This is a genomic window from Bacteroides pyogenes, assembly GCF_014196225.1.
Lineage (GTDB): Bacteria > Bacteroidota > Bacteroidia > Bacteroidales > Bacteroidaceae > Bacteroides > Bacteroides pyogenes_A.
The window spans coordinates 15783-33142 of the sequence record NZ_JACIDI010000009.1; the positions used below are offsets into that span (position 1 = coordinate 15783).

Below are 17360 nucleotides of genomic sequence, written 5' to 3' on the forward strand. Positions count from 1 at the left end.
CAAATTGAAGTAAATAACTCCGACGAACAACAAGTAAGTTCCCGTGAATTGGTATAACAAACCATATTCAGAGTAATATCCGTCACTATTTTTATAGATCATACCAAACACAATGATACCAATTATAAGCAAAGACAACATATGACGGAGAAGTTTGTATTCTTTTCCGCTAAGCATATTAATTACCTTCTCATCTATATTTTTATAAGGTTGCATCTATGGACTGTTTCTCTTTTATTATCCTTACATGTAAAAATCACACAATTGTCTGTAATTGCAAATTTCAGTTCAATCAAAAGGTCATCCTTTTGTTCACGAAACGTATCTAAAGCATCTTCAACAATAGGAACAAAAGATAACGGAGGAACGAAATAATTTTTCTCTAACGGAGGATATGTTATTATATAATTCAGATTCTCGTTACAACTATTCTCTAAACTCAAATAATCACTTAGGAAATTTATTTCTGAACGTAACAAAACCACATCTCTGGAACTGTCATATAACTGATATCTAAGCAGCCGACTTAGTTTCAATAATATTTTTGAGGAAGTAGCTGGGGTTGATTTAGTAGATTCTCCTGCTTTATACAAGACATTTAACAAGAAAGAAGGAGCAACCCTCTCTTTCAATACATCCAATTGGGTATATAGTTTATCTTTCTTCAATGCTTTTTCCCGCTCCATACTTAACAGCCAGTTCTTGAAAAATACGGTAATAGAAATACCTATGAGCAAAATACTGGTTAATAATATATCTGATAGTAGTTCTACAAACGGAATACTTCTCAATGAGAAAAAAGAAAATCGGTTGAACGGTATCCCATAGTAGCGATGAATAAAATATTCTATACAAATATCAGCAATCGTAATCGAAATTGCTGTCATGAGAAGTGCAATCAAATAATAAAGATATTTGCTTTTTATCAGAAGTTTAGGGATTAGGACATAGAGATTTAGATAAATAAAGAATAAATATACAGATAAATAACCTATCAAAACAGGTAGGGGGTTAATTTGATTTACGACTTCGGAATAAGCAAGCAAAAACTGATTGAGAACGATTAGGCAGACAACACAAAATAAGATGATGTGCCTGATAAATCTAAATCTTGGCTCAATAAGCAACTGATATAGTAGATTGTTATTGTTATTGTTTTGTTCTCTCTGCATACCTTTTAAACTCTAAAATTACAGGATTATTTTTAGAAGCCGTATTTTATCCCGACTGAAAAATAGGCAGATACACCAAAATGGGGATAATTATCTTCACTTTTATAGAACGCCTTTAATGTTCTGGATTGAAAGTAAGTATCCCGCGTAAGCGAAACCCCGCCTGTCGCATAAACAGCTAAATCTTTAGCAATTTTATATTCAGGTTGGATACCCGCATATCCATATTGAGAAACAAAATACATATTTTTTCCGTCTTTCTCTACTGCTGACATTAAACCTTTAGATTCTCCAACAATACTTAACTTAAAGTTATCATTAATCTGAGAACTTAAACTTAGCTGAAATGAATCATACATAGACAAATTGAAGTCATATATCCCGCCTAAACGCCAATCCAAATAGAAGGAAGGGAATATCATCGGATAACCGAGTGCGTTATTTATGGCAACTCCGACACCCCAATCAAAATTTGGTTTAGCGTGTCTTATAAACAATATCCCGCCTTGCCCTAATATGGATTTCCCCGAAATTTTATCGAGGTTAGAAGTATATATTCCCGCTCCCAATGTGGCAAGTATCGACCATTTTTCGTTTAGTGGTCGCACATGCATTACTCCAACTTGCGCATTTAGTATTTCAGACGTAGCGTAATCTTTAGAAATATCTTTATTACCTAGCGAAGCATACGTTCCAGTAAGCGCAATAGCCCAAGCAATAGGTTTATTATTCTCATCCATTTTGATACACACAGGAATTCTGATACCTCCGTCTATTGTTTTCAAATCTCCCTTCCCACGGAGTTTGTTTCCGTTCTTATCTTTGAACTTTGAAGGAGAGATATATTCGGATTTTAAGAAAACCTGTGCTTGTGCCTTATTTCCAAGACAAAGAAAGACACATATCAATAACGTTAGATTAGCCGTCTGCTTCATGCTGATTGGTTTATAAATTCAGACGACAAAAGTAAAAGGGAAAGCAAAACATATTTGTGAAAGTGGACAAAGACGTTCTTTTCATAGACGAACAATGCTACTTTTACATACAAGTATATTTCTGGCATTATTTTTGATGGTTATAATGCTTTGCTAAATCATGTAACTCGAAATTAATCCCTAAAAAAATCGTCATAAATTTCCAATTTATGACGATTCCTCGTATATTTTGTAACAGGAAATGAGTAGTGAAGAATTTCTCTACAAAATGGCGCAAAAGTTTGATGGAGCATAGCGGGAGATTACTTCTTTATAAAAACTTATATATAAGAAATACAGCCACTTGAATCAATATAACGATTCCTGGTGCACCACTTTGAAGAAAAGCAGAACAACGTAAACTCTGATTTTCAAACAAAATCAGGAGTTTTTCTTTTTTCGACTATATGATAAGCAAAGTATAGCAAAATATTACCGATTCCGGCAGAGCAAAAGGTAGAGACAAAATAGGCAAAACGGAATGTCTCGAATCAAACAAGAATATTACCTTCCCACCATAAGAAAACGCTAACAAGTTTCAATAACCTATTAGCGTTTATCCTGTACTCGAAGCGGGACTTGAACCCGCACAGCCGCAATGGCCAAGGGATTTTAAGTCCCTCGTGTCTACCGATTCCACCATTCGAGCATCCTTTTAAAAAAGAAGAGCGGAAAACGAGACTCGAACTCGCGACCCTAACCTTGGCAAGGTTATGCTCTACCAACTGAGCTATTTCCGCGCTTTTCAACGGGTGCAAAGATACATCGTTTCCTCGTTTCTGCCAAACTTTTTTAGATAAAGTTTACCGAAAACAAGGTTCACTACCCGGAAAAAATCAGGAACAAGTCGAAACATAAAGTTTCTTTGCTTTCGGATATTTATCTTTGCTTCTGTCCTTGCAAAATAGACTCTCAATGACTAAAGCTTATCCGACGCTCATTGAGCATTTCCTTTATTGGCTTCTTTATTCATGAATAAGAATTAAGCACATCGGATATTAACACACTTCATACCCCTCAAAGGGAAATTTGAACTTATAAAACTTTGGTACAGGGCCCTCAGGACACATAAGATTATCCTTTGACTCGGGAAAAAGGATGCATTTCTTTTCTATAGTTTGCACTCCGGATAAAATGCGACCATATATCGGTTTTGCAGGAGCACTTTCTACATTCCCATTCAATAAAATAATGTAGCACAAATGCAATGTAATTCGTTTTGCAGGAGTGCTTTTTATATACCCATTCAATACTTCATCAGCGTAGACTCAATCATGTTCATGATTTTTAGGAAGCGCATCCGGCAAATCTCATTGGGAGTTTCAATTCTTGCCCATCTTACCGGACGCAGGTTGTCCGGCGAAGTCGAAAATGCTCATCAGAAAGTGGTTATTGATCTAACAAAGCCTTTTCCGCAGCCTCCATCTTATGGAAATGGAAGCCGTCCATGACTTGCTTCATCAATCTGCCGATTTCCTGATTACACAAATTGCCGATACTGCCTTCATGCGTATGACGAACTTGTTTGTCGTGACTGAAGAGATCGGCCTCGATGTCCAAACCAACTTTTTTATAAGCATCACGGAAAGGTATTCCCTCGCGAACCAAACGGTTGACCTCTTCTACACTAAAGATAAGCTGGTATTTATCATCGTCAAGAATATGTTCGTTTACTTTCATCTCACCCACAATAAAAGCAGTCATCTGCAAGCAATCTTTCAACTCCTGAAACGCAGGAAGAAAGACCTCTTTTATAATCTGCAGATCACGGAAATAGCCTGAAGGAAGATTGTTGGCAATCATCATGATCTGTTGCGGAAGAGATTGCAGCTTGTTGCATTTGGCACGAACCAGTTCGAACACATCGGGATTCTTTTTATGCGGCATAATACTCGATCCTGTAGTGCATTCATCGGGCAGACGCACGAAACCGAAGTTCTGGCTGTTAAACAAACAAGCGTCGTATGCCAATTTAGAAACTGTTCCGGCAATGGTAGCCAACGCGAACGCCACGTTACGTTCGGTTTTACCCCGACCCATCTGAGCATAAACCACATTGTAATTCATAGAATCGAAACCGAGCAGCTCGGTGGTCATCGTTCTGTTCAGTGGAAAAGAAGAACCGTATCCCGCAGCAGAGCCCAAAGGATTGCGGTTGCAGGTCTTAAAAGCAGCCTGCAGAAACTGCATATCGTCTACCAGACTCTCGGCATATGCGCCGAACCATAGCCCGAAAGAAGAAGGCATTGCAATCTGCAGGTGTGTGTAACCGGGCATGAGAATGTTTTTATACCGTTCGCTCTGGCGAATCAATATATGAAACAAACGCTCCACATCTTCAGCCACTTCCTTGATTTGCGCACGGGTAAAAAGTTTCAAATCCAGCAACACCTGATCGTTGCGCGAACGCCCGCTATGGATTTTCTTGCCCATATCACCCAAACGGCGGGTCAGCATCAATTCTACCTGAGAATGCACATCTTCTACTCCATCCTCGATCTGAAACTCCCCGCTCTCAGCAGATGCATAGATAAGCTTCAGCCCGTCCAGCAATTGCCTTAATTCATCTTTCGACAACAAACCGATGCTCTCGAGCATTGTGATATGAGCCATCGAACCTATTATGTCGTGCTTGGCCAGATAAAGATCCATTTCGCGATCGCGTCCTACCGTGAAACGCTCAATTCTCTCGTTTACCTGCACGGATTTTTCCCAAAGTTTCTGCGCCATCTCTCTTACAATGATTAATATTGAATAACAGCCAGCATTTCAACCATTTTCTCCAGTCCGTCTTTCAGCGGCTTTTGCACCATCGCTTTCATAAACGGATTGACTTCCATGCCGACGGTCACTTTAATCTTACATTCCTCCGGAGCCGTTTCGACAATCTGTATCCACAGGTTAAAAGGCAACGGAGACTGAGTTGTCGCGAACTTGATACATTTACAGGGCTCACGCTCCACGATTTGGAGAGTCAACGACCCAACGGGAGAGACACTGAAGCTCAAGGTGTCGGAATCGAAATTCAGACCTTGTACTTTATCTTGCGGCAAACGGTCTTTCACCGCTTCCAGATTCTTCAGATCGGACAACTTGGCATACACACGCTCTTGGCTGCAAGGTATTACCTTAACACTACTCTCAAATTTATTCATATATTATGTATTTCTAAATAAACGGAGACATTCTTCTGTTCGATGAAAGACTCCGTGAATCACAACATTCAACAGATGTTTTATCTTAATAAATAAAAAAAGAACGATTCGGGTTGCAATACCCGAAAAGTCCTTTCCCCCAAATCAACATAAACCCCAAATCCTTATTTTCCGGCATCCCAATGTGCGGGGTCTTTACGCCATTCGTTCAAAGTCGGCACATCTTCCTCTTCAATATATCCTGTACGAAGGGCAACCTCCAGCACGGCTTCATAATTGGTCAGCGTAACCAAAGGTACTTTAGCGCCTTTGAATGCTTCTTCAGCAACCGGGAATCCATAAGTAAAGGCTGCAACCATACCGATAACTTCGCATCCGTCGCGACGGATGGCTTCCACAGCTTTCAGACTGCTTCCGCCGGTAGAGATCAGATCTTCCACCACCACTACTTTCATTCCGGGACGAAGTTCTCCTTCGATCAAATTCTCCAACCCATGATCTTTAGGTGTAGAGCGAACATACACAAACGGCAGATTCAAAGCATCGGCCACCAAAGCCCCTTGTGGAATTGCTCCCGTAGCCACGCCTGCAATTGCATCCACTTGTCCGAATCGCTCCAAGATGAGACGCGTAATCTCAATTTTCACAAAATTACGAAGAGATGGATAAGACAGAGTTTTACGATTGTCGCAGTAAAAGGGGGATTTCCATCCCGAAGCCCAAGTAAAGGGGTTGTCCGGTTGAAGTTTTATTGCTTTAATTTTCAAAAGCTTCTCTGCAAATAATCTCTCTAAGTTTTTCATAAACAACTAACCTTTTATCATTTGGCGCAAAATTACAGAAATTGGGTGAGATTCAAAAGAAAGAAACCGTTTATTTTGATTTTTTCTTGCAAGTGCGACAAGGCTTCCTCCTCCCGGTTTCTTTTTTGGATGCGATTCACACCGTTCTGCAAAGAGAGGATATGTTTGCCATATTTATCCATTCCGCTGAACATATATAGCCACCTTGCTGGCCATATATACACACCACGGTAGCCATATATGCACACCGCGGTAGCCATATATACACACCAAGGTGGCTATATATGCACACCGAAGCAACCATATATTGTCATCATTCCGACAAAAGAGGCTTACTCCAAAAGAAGAACAACACACTGATTTACAGAACAATAAAAAAAAAGAAAGAAGAAAACGGGGACAAGCTATTGGGAAATGTGCCGAAACGATTTCTCCGGTAACCGGTAAAACCGGAAACAAGCGTTCTTGGCAAGAGCATCATTCAGCCTTCTTCCTCCAAGTCGATACACTGCCTGATATATTCCCACTCAAATCCACGGCTCATCGCAAACCGTGCCAGTTTGGCATTCCGTTCATATTCGTTTTCCGCACGGACGCTTTTTCGCTTGGCACGCAACAGCTCGCGAAGCACCGACAAATAATGTTCGTCATCGATCTCGTCCAGACAGCGGCACACTGCTTCCGCCGGGATTTTCTTCTGATAAAGCCCTTGCGCTATTTTCTTCTTTCCCCATTTGGAAAAGCGGAATTTATCGTTGACATAAGCACGGCAAAAGCGTTCGTCGTCTATATATTTCTCGGCCTCGAGCCTGTTCGTTATACGTTCGGCCGCATCGGGCGCGATTCCCCAACGCCGCAACTTTTCATTTATTTCTTCCCGGCAATGTTCGGATGCCGAGCAATACGAAGCGGCACGCGCCAATGCTTCATTCTCCGTCATTTGTCTATTCATAAGTCTGCTGCAACCATTCTGTCGTTCCCAAACATATCTTTTATCACACGTACATTCCCGTATCCGCTCCCTTCGAGCATGAGGGCGGTTTCCCGCCCGTAAGCGCGATTGATTTCGAAATACAGCTTCCCCTGCGGAAGCAGCATCTTTCGTCCCAACGCGGCAATCCTGCGATAAAACCGCAAAGGGTCGCTATCGGGAACAAACAACGCCTGCTCCGGTTCCCATTCGAGAACATTGGGTTCCATCGTCTGCTTCTCAGACTCGGTCACATAAGGAGGATTGCTTACAATTACATCGTAAACAGGGGACTCGCACTCCGGTTCGGTTTGCGCATCGGACAGCACATCGATCTTCTTCAAAGCTACGTTCGCCTCCAACTCCTTATTGTTGGCACGAGCCACAGCCAATGCGTCTTCCGAAACATCCCAAGCGTCCACTGCCGCTTCCGGCAGCCTTTTATCCAAAGAGATTGCGATACATCCGCTACCCGTTCCGATATCGAGCAAACGAGCGGCTTGCGGATTTTCCCGTACAATTAAATCTACCAACTCCACTGTCTCGGGACGAGGAATCAACACACCGGGAGCCACCCGGAAACTCCTTCCGCCAAACTCCGCATACCCGCGAATATACTGTATCGGCTCACTCTTTCGCAGGCGGGAAACAATGTTTTCCAATTCGCGCTGTTTGCTTTCAGATAAAATTATATCTTTGCCCATGTAAAGATCAAGAGCTTTCAGTCCCAGCATATCGCAACAGATCAGCATCGAAAGAGCGCGCAGCTCTTCCGGGGGATAAAGTCCCTGCAATGACTGGCGGATGTAAGCGGTGATCTGATTCATTATTCCGTATATTTGATTTGCAAAAGTAAGAATAAATAGAACGAAGCACACCGATGGAAGAAGAAAAATATATGAGACGTTGCATCGAACTTGCCCAAAACGGGCGGAACAACGCCGCACCCAACCCCATGGTAGGGGCTGTCATCGTGCACAACGGACGGATAATAGGCGAAGGATACCACGTTCGTGCCGGCGGCGCACACGCTGAAGTAAACGCAATACAGTCCGTCGAAGACCCGTCTTTACTGAAGCGGTCGACAATCTACGTCAGTCTGGAGCCGTGCTCCCATTACGGCAAAACGCCTCCCTGCGCCGACCTGATTATCGAAAAGCAAATCCCCCGCATCGTAGTAGGATGCCAAGACCCTTTCCCGAAAGTTGCAGGGCGAGGCATCGGCAAATTGCGCGACGCGGGCAGAGAAGTAACAGTCGGAGTGTTGGAGCAAGAATGCAAGGCGTTGATTCGGCGGTTCGTCACTTTCCACACGTTCCGTCGCCCCTACATCACCCTTAAATGGGCAGAGTCGGCAGACCGTTTCATCGACCGGGAACGCACAGGCGGAAGGCCGGTCATACTGTCGTCTCCTCTTACTTCCATGCTGACACACAAAAGAAGAGCCGAAAACGACGCCATTATGACAGGAAGACGAACCGCCCTACTCGACAATCCTTCATTGACCACACGCCACTGGCACGGGCGCAATCCCATACGCATTGTTTTAGACCGCAGCCTGTCTCTTCCCGCAAACTTGGAGATTTTCAACGGGGCTGTTCCTACATTGGTCTTTTCAGGACGTGAAGCCCCGGACAGAGAGAACGTCACTTACATTCCGGTGGACTTCAACGAACGTCTTCTGCCTCAGATCATGGAGCATCTCTATCGGCGGAACATCCAATCTGTTTTGGTAGAAGGAGGCAGACAACTGCTCGATACGTTTATCAACGACGGCCTGTGGGATGAAGCGTTCGTAGAAAAATGTCCGCAGCTGCTGAAAGGCGGCGTAAAAGCGCCCGAGATACATTCGCCGGCAAACTGCTTCATCGAGAATCATTTCGGAAGAACGTTCTTGCATTACACCAATGAAAGCAACGTTAAATAATCGATTTTGCAGGTTTTATGCCAATAAAAACAGCATTATTATCTATAATTTTATATAAAACTTATCGGGAATGTACAATATCGGGAAAAATGTTCCTATTTTTGCAACTTGTAAATAAACACAATCTTTCAAATGAAAATAAAGTTTTTATCAATCATTGCGAGCTTCTTCCTAGCATCGTTCGTCATAACGTCATGCCTTGACAATGATAAGAATAATATTGAATACAGTTCGGACGCGACGATACACGCATTCGAGCTCGACACCATAGGTCGCGGGATTACTTATAAATTCACGATCGACCAGATGAAAGGGGAAATTTACAACGAAGACTCCATTCCCGTCCATGCAGACACCATCATCGACCGCATTCTGATAAAAAAAATGGCTACCGCATCGGGAGTCATAACGATGAAAGACAAAAGCGGGCAGGACTCCATAATCAACCTCTCCGATTCGTTCGACCTTAGAAAGCCCGTTGTCTTTACAGTCTATGCGCCGGACATGAAAAACAAAAAGACATATAAAGTAAACGTACGCCGTCATAAGCACGACCCCGACTCTCTGCTGTGGACTTACATCGGAAAGATACAGGACGAAATTACCGGCGCGCAAAAAACCGTACGTTTCAAAAACGGATATTACCTCTACTCTGTTGTAAACAACACGCTGAAAGTATACCAAAGCAATGACCTCAAACAATGGGACGGCGGCAAAGCCACTACAGGCATCACCGACGGACTGCCTACCTCCATCATCGCATTCGATGACGAAAAACTGTTGCTTGCGTCTTTCGCCAACAAGGTATACGAGTCTGCCGATGGCATTTCATGGAAAGAGTCCGATAAGATAAAAGGCAGCATCAGTACTTTGGTTTCACTATGGAAGAGCCACGAAGGAATCCGCAAACTCACTTACATCAAAGAAGAAAACAAAAAGCAATACATATGCGAACTGGCGGAAAACTTTTCGGAAGAGTCAGAGAAAAAGACGGAACTGCCAAACAATTTCCCGACAGAAGATATCTCGTACACTACAATCAAAAAAGAAAGCAGCACCTATAATATTATAGCCGGCAAACACACTCCTTCGGTAACGATTGATCCAAAAACAAATGCCAGTATCATATGGGGATACGACGGAAGTACATGGACCGACCTGAGCCCTGCCACCAATCCCGTGAGCTATTGTCCTGAATTCAGCCATCCTGAAATTCTTTATTATAACAATCAGCTTTATATCTGGGGCGATGGATTCAAATCCATATACACCTCTATAAATGAAGGCGTAAGTTGGAAGCCGGCAAATGCCAAATTTGCATTTCCCCATCAGAAAAAGGGAGATACAAATACCGGTAAATCGTTATTCGAGGGACGCACCAACTTCTCTGTGATACACGATGCCGAAAAAGATTACATCTATGTACTGTTCAGTACATCCAATATAGCAATGGCAGAAAACAACCTCGACCATCGCAGTCAGGTTTGGCGCGGGCGCTTGAACAGTCTGTGGTTTCTCCGCGACCGTTGAATAAAATAATCGAAAGAATCCGTTTCAGGCAAATTCAAAAAAGAAGCAGATGTCCTATCCAGAACAAATAGACAAAAATCGAATACCCCGACACGTAGCCATCATTATGGATGGAAACGGACGCTGGGCAAAGCTGCGGGGCAAAGAGCGTACTTACGGCCACCAAGCCGGCGCCAAAACTGTACATACGATTATTGAAGAGGCAGCGCATTTGGGAATTAACTTTCTGACTTTATATACTTTCTCTACAGAAAACTGGAACCGTCCGCAGGAAGAAGTGACAGGACTGATGAATTTGCTCTTGGAATCCATTGAGCAGGAAACTCTGATGAAAAACAACATTCGCTTCCGCGTCATCGGCGATTTCGAGAAGCTTCCCGCCGAAGTGCAAGACAGTTTGTCATCATGTGCAGCACATACGGCCGGAAACACAGCCATGACTCTGGTACTGGCACTCAGTTATTCCTCGCATTGGGAAATAACCGAAACAATCCGCAAAATTGCGCTACTCGCCAAAACCGGCAAGATCTCGCCCGAACAAATCACAGACAGCTTTGTAAGCGCCCAACTGCAAACCAGTTTCATGCCCGATCCCGATTTGTTGATCCGCACCGGAGGAGAAATCCGGTTGAGCAATTACCTACTATGGCAATGCGCTTACTCGGAACTTTACTTCTGCGATACCTTCTGGCCCGATTTCGATAAAGAAGAGTTTAGGAAAGCTATTTGCGAGTACCAGCAAAGGGAACGCAGATTCGGCAAAACAAGTGAACAAATCAGTTAGTATAACCTCGAAACATCAAATTTATAATATAAATGCATTATCGTACATCCTTTATATTCGCGACGTTTATCTGCCTGTTCGGCTTTGTATCGACAGGCATTGCGCAAAACGCCAACATTGATGACAACTCTACTCCCGTTATCTTATACTCGGGCACACCCAAAAAGTATGAAATAGCAGACATCAAGGTTGAAGGAGTAAAGAACTATGAAGATTATATATTGATAGGCCTATCCGGGCTGTCCGTAGGACAAACCATTACCGTTCCGGGAGATGAAATAACCGGAGCTATCAAACGCTATTGGCGGCACGGGCTATTCTCCAATGTACGAATTACAGCAGAAAAAATAGAGGGTAGCAAAATCTGGCTGAAAATAGAACTGACACAGCGCCCTCGAATCGCCGAAGTGCGCTATCAAGGCATAAAGAAATCGGAACGTACAGACTTGGAAGGAAAGCTCGGAATGGTGAAAGGAATGCAAATCACCCCGAATACGGTAGACCGTGCAAAAACGCTCATCAAACGTTATTTTGACGACAAAGGGTTTAAAAACGCAGAAGTAAATATCACACAAAGAGACGATGCGTCGGGCGACAACCAAGTAATAGTGGATATCGACATCGACAAGAAAGAGAAGATAAAGGTAAACGAGATACAGATTGCGGGAAATCATGCAATCAAAACGTCTAAGCTGAAACGGGTGATGAAGAAAACCAATGAAAAAGGAAAACTTCGCAACCTGTTCCGCACAAAGAAATTTGTACCTGAGAACTATGAAGCAGACAAACAACTGATCATAGACAAATACAACGAGCTGGGATATCGCGACGCGAAAATTATGGAAGACAGCGTGTCCTCGCATGATGAAAAAACGGTCAACGTTTACCTGAACATAGATGAAGGGCAAAAGTACTACTTGCGCAATGTCACGTGGGTGGGCAATACTCTTTATCCTTCAGACCAACTGAACTATCTCCTGCGCATGAAGAAAGGAGACGTGTACAATCAGAAGTTACTGAACGAAAGAATATCGACCGATGACGACGCCATCGGCAACTTGTATTACAACAACGGTTACCTCTTCTACAATCTCGATCCCGTAGAGGTGAACATCGTGGGAGATTCTATCGACCTCGAAATGAGAATATCCGAAGGGAGACAGGCCACCATCAATAAGATTAAAATCAGCGGCAACGACCGCTTGTATGAAAACGTGGTACGCCGGGAACTCCGTATTCGTCCGGGGCAATTGTTCAGCAGAGAAGACCTGATGCGTTCTTTGCGCGAGATACAGCAAATGGGGCATTTCGACCCGGAAAAGCTTCAGCCCGATATTCAGCCGGACGGCATGAACGGTACGGTGGACATAGGCTTTCCTCTGACTTCCAAAGCGAACGACCAAGTGGAATTCTCCGCCGGTTGGGGACAGACAGGCGTTATCGGCAAGCTGAGTCTGAAGTTTACGAACTTCTCCTTAGCCAACCTCTTCCGCCCGGGAGAGAATTACCGGGGAATTTTGCCTCAGGGCGACGGACAAACATTGACAATCAGCGGACAGACGAATGCGAAATACTATCAGTCATACAGCATTTCATTCTTCGACCCTTGGTTTGGAGGCAAACGACCGAACTCTTTCTCGGTTTCGGCTTTCTTCTCCGTGCAAACCGATATCAGCAACCGTTACTATAATTCCAGCTACTTCAACAACTACTATAACAGCATGTATAGCGGTTATGGCGGTTATGGCATGTATAATTACGGAAACTACAACAACTACGAGAATTACTATGACCCGGATAAGTCTATCAAGATGTGGGGACTTTCCGTTGGTTGGGGCAAGCGTCTGAAATGGCCCGACGATTACTTTACGCTTTCTACCGAATTGGCTTACCAGCGATATACATTGAAAGACTGGCAATACTTCCCGGTAACCAACGGTAAATGTAACGACCTGAGCCTTACTTTGACATTGGCGCGTAACTCCATCGACAATCCGATCTTCCCGCGCGTAGGTTCCGATTTCTCTTTGTCGTTGCAAGTTACGCCTCCTTATTCTTCTTTCGACGGGAAGGACTATAAGGGATACTACAATGCAGATGGAAGCATTACTCAGGACAATATGAACAAGCTCCATAAATGGGTGGAGTATCACAAATGGAAGTTCAAGGCCAAAACGTATACTCCGCTAATGGACTACATAGCACATCCCAAATGTCTGGTGCTGATGACACGCACCGAGTTCGGTATGGTAGGACATTACAATGAGTATAAGAAATCTCCTTTCGGCACATTCGACGTGGGTGGCGACGGAATGACGGGGTACTCAAGTTATGCGACGGAAAGCATTGCCTTGCGCGGATACGAAAACAGTTCTTTAACGCCTTATCGCGAGGAGGGATATGCTTATACACGCCTCGGTCTCGAATTGAGATACCCGTTGATGCTGGAAACAAGTACGAACATCTATGTATTGGGTTTCCTTGAAGCAGGTAACGCATGGAATGACATCAAGAAGTTCAATCCGTTCGACTTGAAGCGCTCGGCAGGTGTCGGTGTCCGTATCTTCCTTCCGATGATCGGAATGATGGGTATCGACTGGGCGTATGGTTTCGACAAAATCAGAAACAGCAAACAATTCGGTGGAAGTCAGTTCCACTTTATCTTAGGACAAGAATTCTAATGTATCACCAAATATACCAAACGTTATGAGAAAATCTGTATTATCCATCATGCTGCTGTTTGCCATCAGCCTGACAGCCGTCGCACAGAAGTTTGCCCTGATCGATACGGAATATATCCTGAAGAATATCCCCGCGTATCAGCGCGCGAACGAGCAATTGCAACAAGCCACGAAAAAGTATCAGAACGAAGTGGAGGCTTTGGCAAAAGACGCTCAGAAAATGTTTCAGGACTATCAGGCAAAAGCTTCCGGTTTTTCTGCCGCACAGAAGACACAAAAGGAAGATGAAATCGTAGCGAAAGAGAAAGCTGCCGCCGAATTGAAACGAAAATATTTCGGTCCTCAAGGCGAATTGGCCAAAATGAGAGACAAGCTGGTAACACCCATCCAGGATGATATTTATGAAGCTGTAAAAGCCATATCGGAGCAACATGGATACTCCATAATAATGGACAGGGCTTCGGCATCCGGAATTATTTTCGCCACTCCCCGCATCGACATCAGCGATCTGGTTTTGAGAAAGCTGGGATATTCAAATTAATTTTATACATTTGCAAAGAGTAATGAAACTAAAAATCACTCAAATAAATTATAGAACTATGCTTAAAAAAATTACAATTTTTATCTTGCTTGCACTCCCGATGAGTGTATTTGCGCAAAACCTCAAGTTCGGCCATATCAATGCTCAAGAGATCATTACCGTGATGCCCGAATTTACAAAAGCACAAAATGACCTTCAGGCTTTGGAAAAGCAACTGACCGACGAGTTGAAAAGAACTCAGGAAGAATTCAACAAGAAGTATCAAGAGTTCCAACAGGCAATATCCAAAGACTCTCTTCCTGCAAACATTGCCGAAAGAAGGCAGAAAGAATTGCAAGACATGGCTCAAAGACAAGAGCAGTTTCAGCAAGATGCTGCACAACAAATGCAGAAGGCACAGGCAGACATGATGGCTCCTATCTATAAAAAGCTGGACGATGCGATCAAGGCTGTGGGAGTCTCCGAAGGAGTAATCTACATCTTCGATCTGGCGAGAACTTCCATCCCTTACATAAACGAGTCGCAAAGCATCAACCTGACCAACAAGGTGAAAGCACAACTCGGCATCAAGTAAGAAGAAAGCAACAGAAAAAGATAAGAGAAGGAAAAAGAAGCGCGGTTCTTCTTTTTTCCTTCTCTTTTTTCATATAAATTTGTGCACGTAAAAGCCCATTCACATGAAAAACTCTTTGCCCCGTACTCCCGGTCCTATCGGAGTGTTCGACTCCGGATACGGCGGATTGACCATTCTTAACAAGATAAGAGAGGTGTTGCCCGAATACGACTACATCTATCTGGGAGACAATGCGCGCGCTCCTTACGGGTCGCGCTCTTTCGAGATCGTGTACAAGTTCACGTTAGAGGCGGTCGGCAAACTGTTCGAGATAGGATGCCATTTGGTGATACTGGCTTGCAACACGGCTTCCGCCAAAGCCTTGCGCAGCATTCAAATGAATGATCTGCCCGGCATCGACCCTGCGCGTCGTGTACTCGGAGTTATCCGCCCCACAGTAGAAGGCATTGGCAACATCACCGAAAGCCGGCATATCGGAGTGTTGGCAACGGCAGGCACCATAAAGTCGGAATCGTACCCGTTGGAAATACAAAAGCTGTTTCCCGATATCCGCGTCAGCGGCGTAGCTTGCCCGATGTGGGTGCCGCTGGTAGAAAACAACGAATCGCAGGGAGAAGGCGCCGACTATTTCGTCCGGAAATACACCGACCTGCTATTGCAAAAAGACCCGGAAATAGATACCGTAATTCTGGGATGTACGCACTATCCCCTGCTGCTTCCCAAAATCCGGCAATACATGCCGCAACATATACGCATTGTTTCGCAAGGGGAATATGTAGCCGAAAGCCTTAAAGACTACCTGCGCAGGCATCCGGAGATGAACGCCCAATGTACGCAAAACGGAAGCTGTTTCTTCTATACGACGGAGGCGGAAGAGAAATTCAGCGAATCCGCCTCCATCTTCCTGAACCAACCGATCGGCGTGGAGCGTATATCGATCGAAAAAACATAAAAACGGCTAATCTTTTTCTTCCTTTCTATTGTTGTATTATAGGACAGCAAAAACCATGAATCATGAAAGAAGAAAAGTATGACAAAGCGGTTGAGGTATTCAGAGGCTCTGCGTGGGAGGCCGAAGTTATTAAAGGATTGCTGCAAAGCCATGGCATTCCGTGTGTGATACAAGACGGCCGTTTAGGAGCGATAGCTCCATATATAGACCCGGATATATCGCTGTTGGTGACCGAAGAGCAGTACGAAGCGGCCAAGAACCTTATTGAAAGCAACAAGAAGAAAGCAAACGACTGATGCGGGGCTTGCCCGGACAGGATAACGGACAATGTTTCGAGGAAGGCTTCGCCATGCAAAAGCCGTTGGCAGAAAAGCGCGATTATACTAAAATAATTTCAATACCTCTTTTTTTCAAAACCTCCACCATATAGGCAGGGGCATTGGTGTCGGTAACAATACGGTTGACTTTATTGAGATCACAGATTTTGCTGAACCCTCTCTTCTCGAATTTGGAAGAGTCGGTCAGCACGATCACTTCGTCGGCAGCATTGATCATTTGCTGATTGATATAAGACTCGTTCGCATTGCTTGTGGTAAACCCATGGTTCAGGTCGATTCCGTCGACACCGATGAACAACTTATTGCAAGAGAATGTCTCCAGAATGTTTTCCGCAAAATGCCCTATCACGGAGGCCGAGCTTTTGCGCATAGTGCCTCCCAGCTGAATGACTTCGATATTAGGGCTGTAGCAAAGCGCCAGCGAAACCTTTATGGCGGAAGTTATCACAGTGAGGTTTCCTTGAATTTCGATATTTTTGGCAAAGGCGAGCAGGGTAGTTCCGGAAGCGATGATGATTTTATCGTCCGCCTTAAGCAACTTATTGGCAGCCTTTGCAATCCGCTCTTTTTCTTCCGTATGCAGCTTCTCCTTTATGTCGATGTGGGTATCTGAAATGAGCAGATTCGGAGTACTGGCGCTGCCGTGATGGCGTATCAGCAATTTACGATCTTCCAGATATTGAAGGTCTTTCCGGATAGTAACCTCTGAGACATTGAGTTGATCGCTTAATTCCAACACTTTTACGCAACCGTTTTCTTTCAATTGCTCCAAGATGAATTTATGTCTTTGAATCGCATTTCTCATATCAGGATAAATATTTGAATACAAAGTTAGATTAATTATACGTTATATACATATTTTTTACCCTTATTTATTGTTAAAGCCCAAACGAATCGACCGGAGCTGCCCGCACAACAAAAACCCGATGCTTCGGCAAGCCGTGCGCCGTTCTTCTCCG

The 17360-nt window shown here is 43.9% G+C and carries 16 protein-coding genes and 2 tRNA genes; 8 read left to right on the top strand and 10 right to left on the bottom strand.

What is annotated here, in order from left to right; genetic code table 11:
- Positions 1 to 194 precede the first annotated feature (194 nt).
- The 9 genes from GGR07_RS07555 to prmC form a co-directional block, all read right to left on the bottom strand.
- Complete coding sequence (locus tag GGR07_RS07555; RefSeq protein ID WP_021645794.1) at positions 195 to 1172, bottom strand: histidine kinase; 978 nt, start codon at positions 1170 to 1172, stop codon at positions 195 to 197.
- Positions 1173 to 1204: 32 nt separating this feature from the next.
- Positions 1205 to 2107, bottom strand: coding sequence for a DUF6268 family outer membrane beta-barrel protein (locus tag GGR07_RS07560; protein ID WP_021645793.1), 903 nt, complete (start codon positions 2105 to 2107; stop codon positions 1205 to 1207).
- Between the two features lie 603 nt (positions 2108 to 2710).
- Positions 2711 to 2795 (bottom strand) — tRNA-Leu (locus GGR07_RS07565).
- A gap of 18 nt (positions 2796 to 2813) precedes the next feature.
- Positions 2814 to 2886, bottom strand: a tRNA-Gly gene (locus GGR07_RS07570).
- A 649-nt stretch (positions 2887 to 3535) separates the two neighbouring features.
- A complete protein-coding gene (gene argH / locus GGR07_RS07575; protein ID WP_021645792.1) occupies positions 3536 to 4876 on the bottom strand; it encodes an argininosuccinate lyase in 1341 nt (446 codons plus the stop codon).
- 14 nt (positions 4877 to 4890) lie between these two features.
- Positions 4891 to 5301: an SRPBCC family protein gene (locus GGR07_RS07580; protein ID WP_021645791.1), complete on the bottom strand. Its 411-nt coding sequence runs from the start codon at positions 5299 to 5301 to the stop codon at positions 4891 to 4893.
- 164 nt (positions 5302 to 5465) lie between these two features.
- Complete coding sequence (gene pyrE / locus GGR07_RS07585; RefSeq protein ID WP_021645790.1) at positions 5466 to 6104, bottom strand: orotate phosphoribosyltransferase; 639 nt, start codon at positions 6102 to 6104, stop codon at positions 5466 to 5468.
- 481 nt (positions 6105 to 6585) lie between these two features.
- On the bottom strand, positions 6586 to 7056 hold the full coding sequence (locus tag GGR07_RS07590) for a regulatory protein RecX (protein ID WP_021645787.1): 471 nt from the start codon (positions 7054 to 7056) through the stop codon (positions 6586 to 6588).
- Entirely contained in the window at positions 7053 to 7901 is an 849-nt protein-coding gene (prmC, locus tag GGR07_RS07595; protein ID WP_021645786.1) for a peptide chain release factor N(5)-glutamine methyltransferase, read from the bottom strand. Before prmC ends, GGR07_RS07590 begins: the two co-directional genes overlap by 4 nt.
- 53 nt (positions 7902 to 7954) lie before the next feature.
- Between prmC and ribD the strand changes: the two genes are divergently transcribed.
- From ribD to GGR07_RS07635, 8 genes are all read left to right on the top strand, one after another.
- Complete coding sequence (ribD, locus tag GGR07_RS07600) at positions 7955 to 9001, top strand: bifunctional diaminohydroxyphosphoribosylaminopyrimidine deaminase/5-amino-6-(5-phosphoribosylamino)uracil reductase RibD (protein WP_021645785.1); 1047 nt, start codon at positions 7955 to 7957, stop codon at positions 8999 to 9001.
- A 132-nt stretch (positions 9002 to 9133) separates the two neighbouring features.
- Positions 9134 to 10531, top strand: a complete 1398-nt coding sequence (locus GGR07_RS07605; RefSeq protein ID WP_021645784.1) for a DUF6242 domain-containing protein — start codon at positions 9134 to 9136, stop codon at positions 10529 to 10531.
- 49 nt (positions 10532 to 10580) lie between these two features.
- Positions 10581 to 11315 carry an isoprenyl transferase gene (locus GGR07_RS07610; protein ID WP_021645783.1) on the top strand — a complete coding sequence of 245 codons (735 nt, stop codon included), beginning with the start codon at positions 10581 to 10583 and terminating at the stop codon, positions 11313 to 11315.
- A 32-nt stretch (positions 11316 to 11347) separates the two neighbouring features.
- Positions 11348 to 13996 (top strand): BamA/OMP85 family outer membrane protein, encoded by a 2649-nt coding sequence (locus GGR07_RS07615; RefSeq protein ID WP_021645782.1) that lies wholly within the window; start codon positions 11348 to 11350, stop codon positions 13994 to 13996.
- A gap of 25 nt (positions 13997 to 14021) precedes the next feature.
- Positions 14022 to 14537 carry an OmpH/Skp family outer membrane protein gene (locus tag GGR07_RS07620; protein ID WP_039972684.1) on the top strand — a complete coding sequence of 172 codons (516 nt, stop codon included), beginning with the start codon at positions 14022 to 14024 and terminating at the stop codon, positions 14535 to 14537.
- Between the two features lie 58 nt (positions 14538 to 14595).
- Positions 14596 to 15111, top strand: a complete 516-nt coding sequence (locus tag GGR07_RS07625) for an OmpH/Skp family outer membrane protein (protein WP_034543184.1) — start codon at positions 14596 to 14598, stop codon at positions 15109 to 15111.
- A 103-nt stretch (positions 15112 to 15214) separates the two neighbouring features.
- Entirely contained in the window at positions 15215 to 16063 is an 849-nt protein-coding gene (murI, locus tag GGR07_RS07630) for a glutamate racemase (protein WP_021645779.1), read from the top strand.
- 62 nt (positions 16064 to 16125) lie between these two features.
- Positions 16126 to 16359, top strand: coding sequence for a DUF2007-related protein (locus GGR07_RS07635; protein ID WP_021645778.1), 234 nt, complete (start codon positions 16126 to 16128; stop codon positions 16357 to 16359).
- 82 nt (positions 16360 to 16441) lie between these two features.
- On the opposite strand, the gene GGR07_RS07640 is transcribed toward GGR07_RS07635, so the two are convergent.
- Positions 16442 to 17206 (bottom strand): DeoR/GlpR family DNA-binding transcription regulator, encoded by a 765-nt coding sequence (locus tag GGR07_RS07640; RefSeq protein ID WP_021645777.1) that lies wholly within the window; start codon positions 17204 to 17206, stop codon positions 16442 to 16444.
- Between the last annotated feature and the right edge of the window lie 154 nt (positions 17207 to 17360).

Excerpts from the sequence above, each read along its gene's own strand:
- GGR07_RS07555 (WP_021645794.1), bottom strand. The coding sequence starts at position 1,172 with ATGCAGAGAGAACAAAACAATAACAATAACAATCTACTATATCAGTTG.
- GGR07_RS07560 (WP_021645793.1), bottom strand. The coding sequence starts at position 2,107 with ATGAAGCAGACGGCTAATCTAACGTTATTGATATGTGTCTTTCTTTGT.
- argH (WP_021645792.1), bottom strand. The coding sequence starts at position 4,876 with ATGGCGCAGAAACTTTGGGAAAAATCCGTGCAGGTAAACGAGAGAATT.
- GGR07_RS07580 (WP_021645791.1), bottom strand. The coding sequence starts at position 5,301 with ATGAATAAATTTGAGAGTAGTGTTAAGGTAATACCTTGCAGCCAAGAG.
- pyrE (WP_021645790.1), bottom strand. The coding sequence starts at position 6,104 with ATGAAAAACTTAGAGAGATTATTTGCAGAGAAGCTTTTGAAAATTAAA.
- GGR07_RS07590 (WP_021645787.1), bottom strand. The coding sequence starts at position 7,056 with ATGAATAGACAAATGACGGAGAATGAAGCATTGGCGCGTGCCGCTTCG.
- prmC (WP_021645786.1), bottom strand. The coding sequence starts at position 7,901 with ATGAATCAGATCACCGCTTACATCCGCCAGTCATTGCAGGGACTTTAT.
- ribD (WP_021645785.1), top strand. The coding sequence starts at position 7,955 with ATGGAAGAAGAAAAATATATGAGACGTTGCATCGAACTTGCCCAAAAC.
- GGR07_RS07605 (WP_021645784.1), top strand. The coding sequence starts at position 9,134 with ATGAAAATAAAGTTTTTATCAATCATTGCGAGCTTCTTCCTAGCATCG.
- GGR07_RS07610 (WP_021645783.1), top strand. The coding sequence starts at position 10,581 with ATGTCCTATCCAGAACAAATAGACAAAAATCGAATACCCCGACACGTA.
- GGR07_RS07615 (WP_021645782.1), top strand. The coding sequence starts at position 11,348 with ATGCATTATCGTACATCCTTTATATTCGCGACGTTTATCTGCCTGTTC.
- GGR07_RS07620 (WP_039972684.1), top strand. The coding sequence starts at position 14,022 with ATGAGAAAATCTGTATTATCCATCATGCTGCTGTTTGCCATCAGCCTG.
- GGR07_RS07625 (WP_034543184.1), top strand. The coding sequence starts at position 14,596 with ATGCTTAAAAAAATTACAATTTTTATCTTGCTTGCACTCCCGATGAGT.
- murI (WP_021645779.1), top strand. The coding sequence starts at position 15,215 with ATGAAAAACTCTTTGCCCCGTACTCCCGGTCCTATCGGAGTGTTCGAC.
- GGR07_RS07635 (WP_021645778.1), top strand. The coding sequence starts at position 16,126 with ATGAAAGAAGAAAAGTATGACAAAGCGGTTGAGGTATTCAGAGGCTCT.
- GGR07_RS07640 (WP_021645777.1), bottom strand. The coding sequence starts at position 17,206 with ATGAGAAATGCGATTCAAAGACATAAATTCATCTTGGAGCAATTGAAA.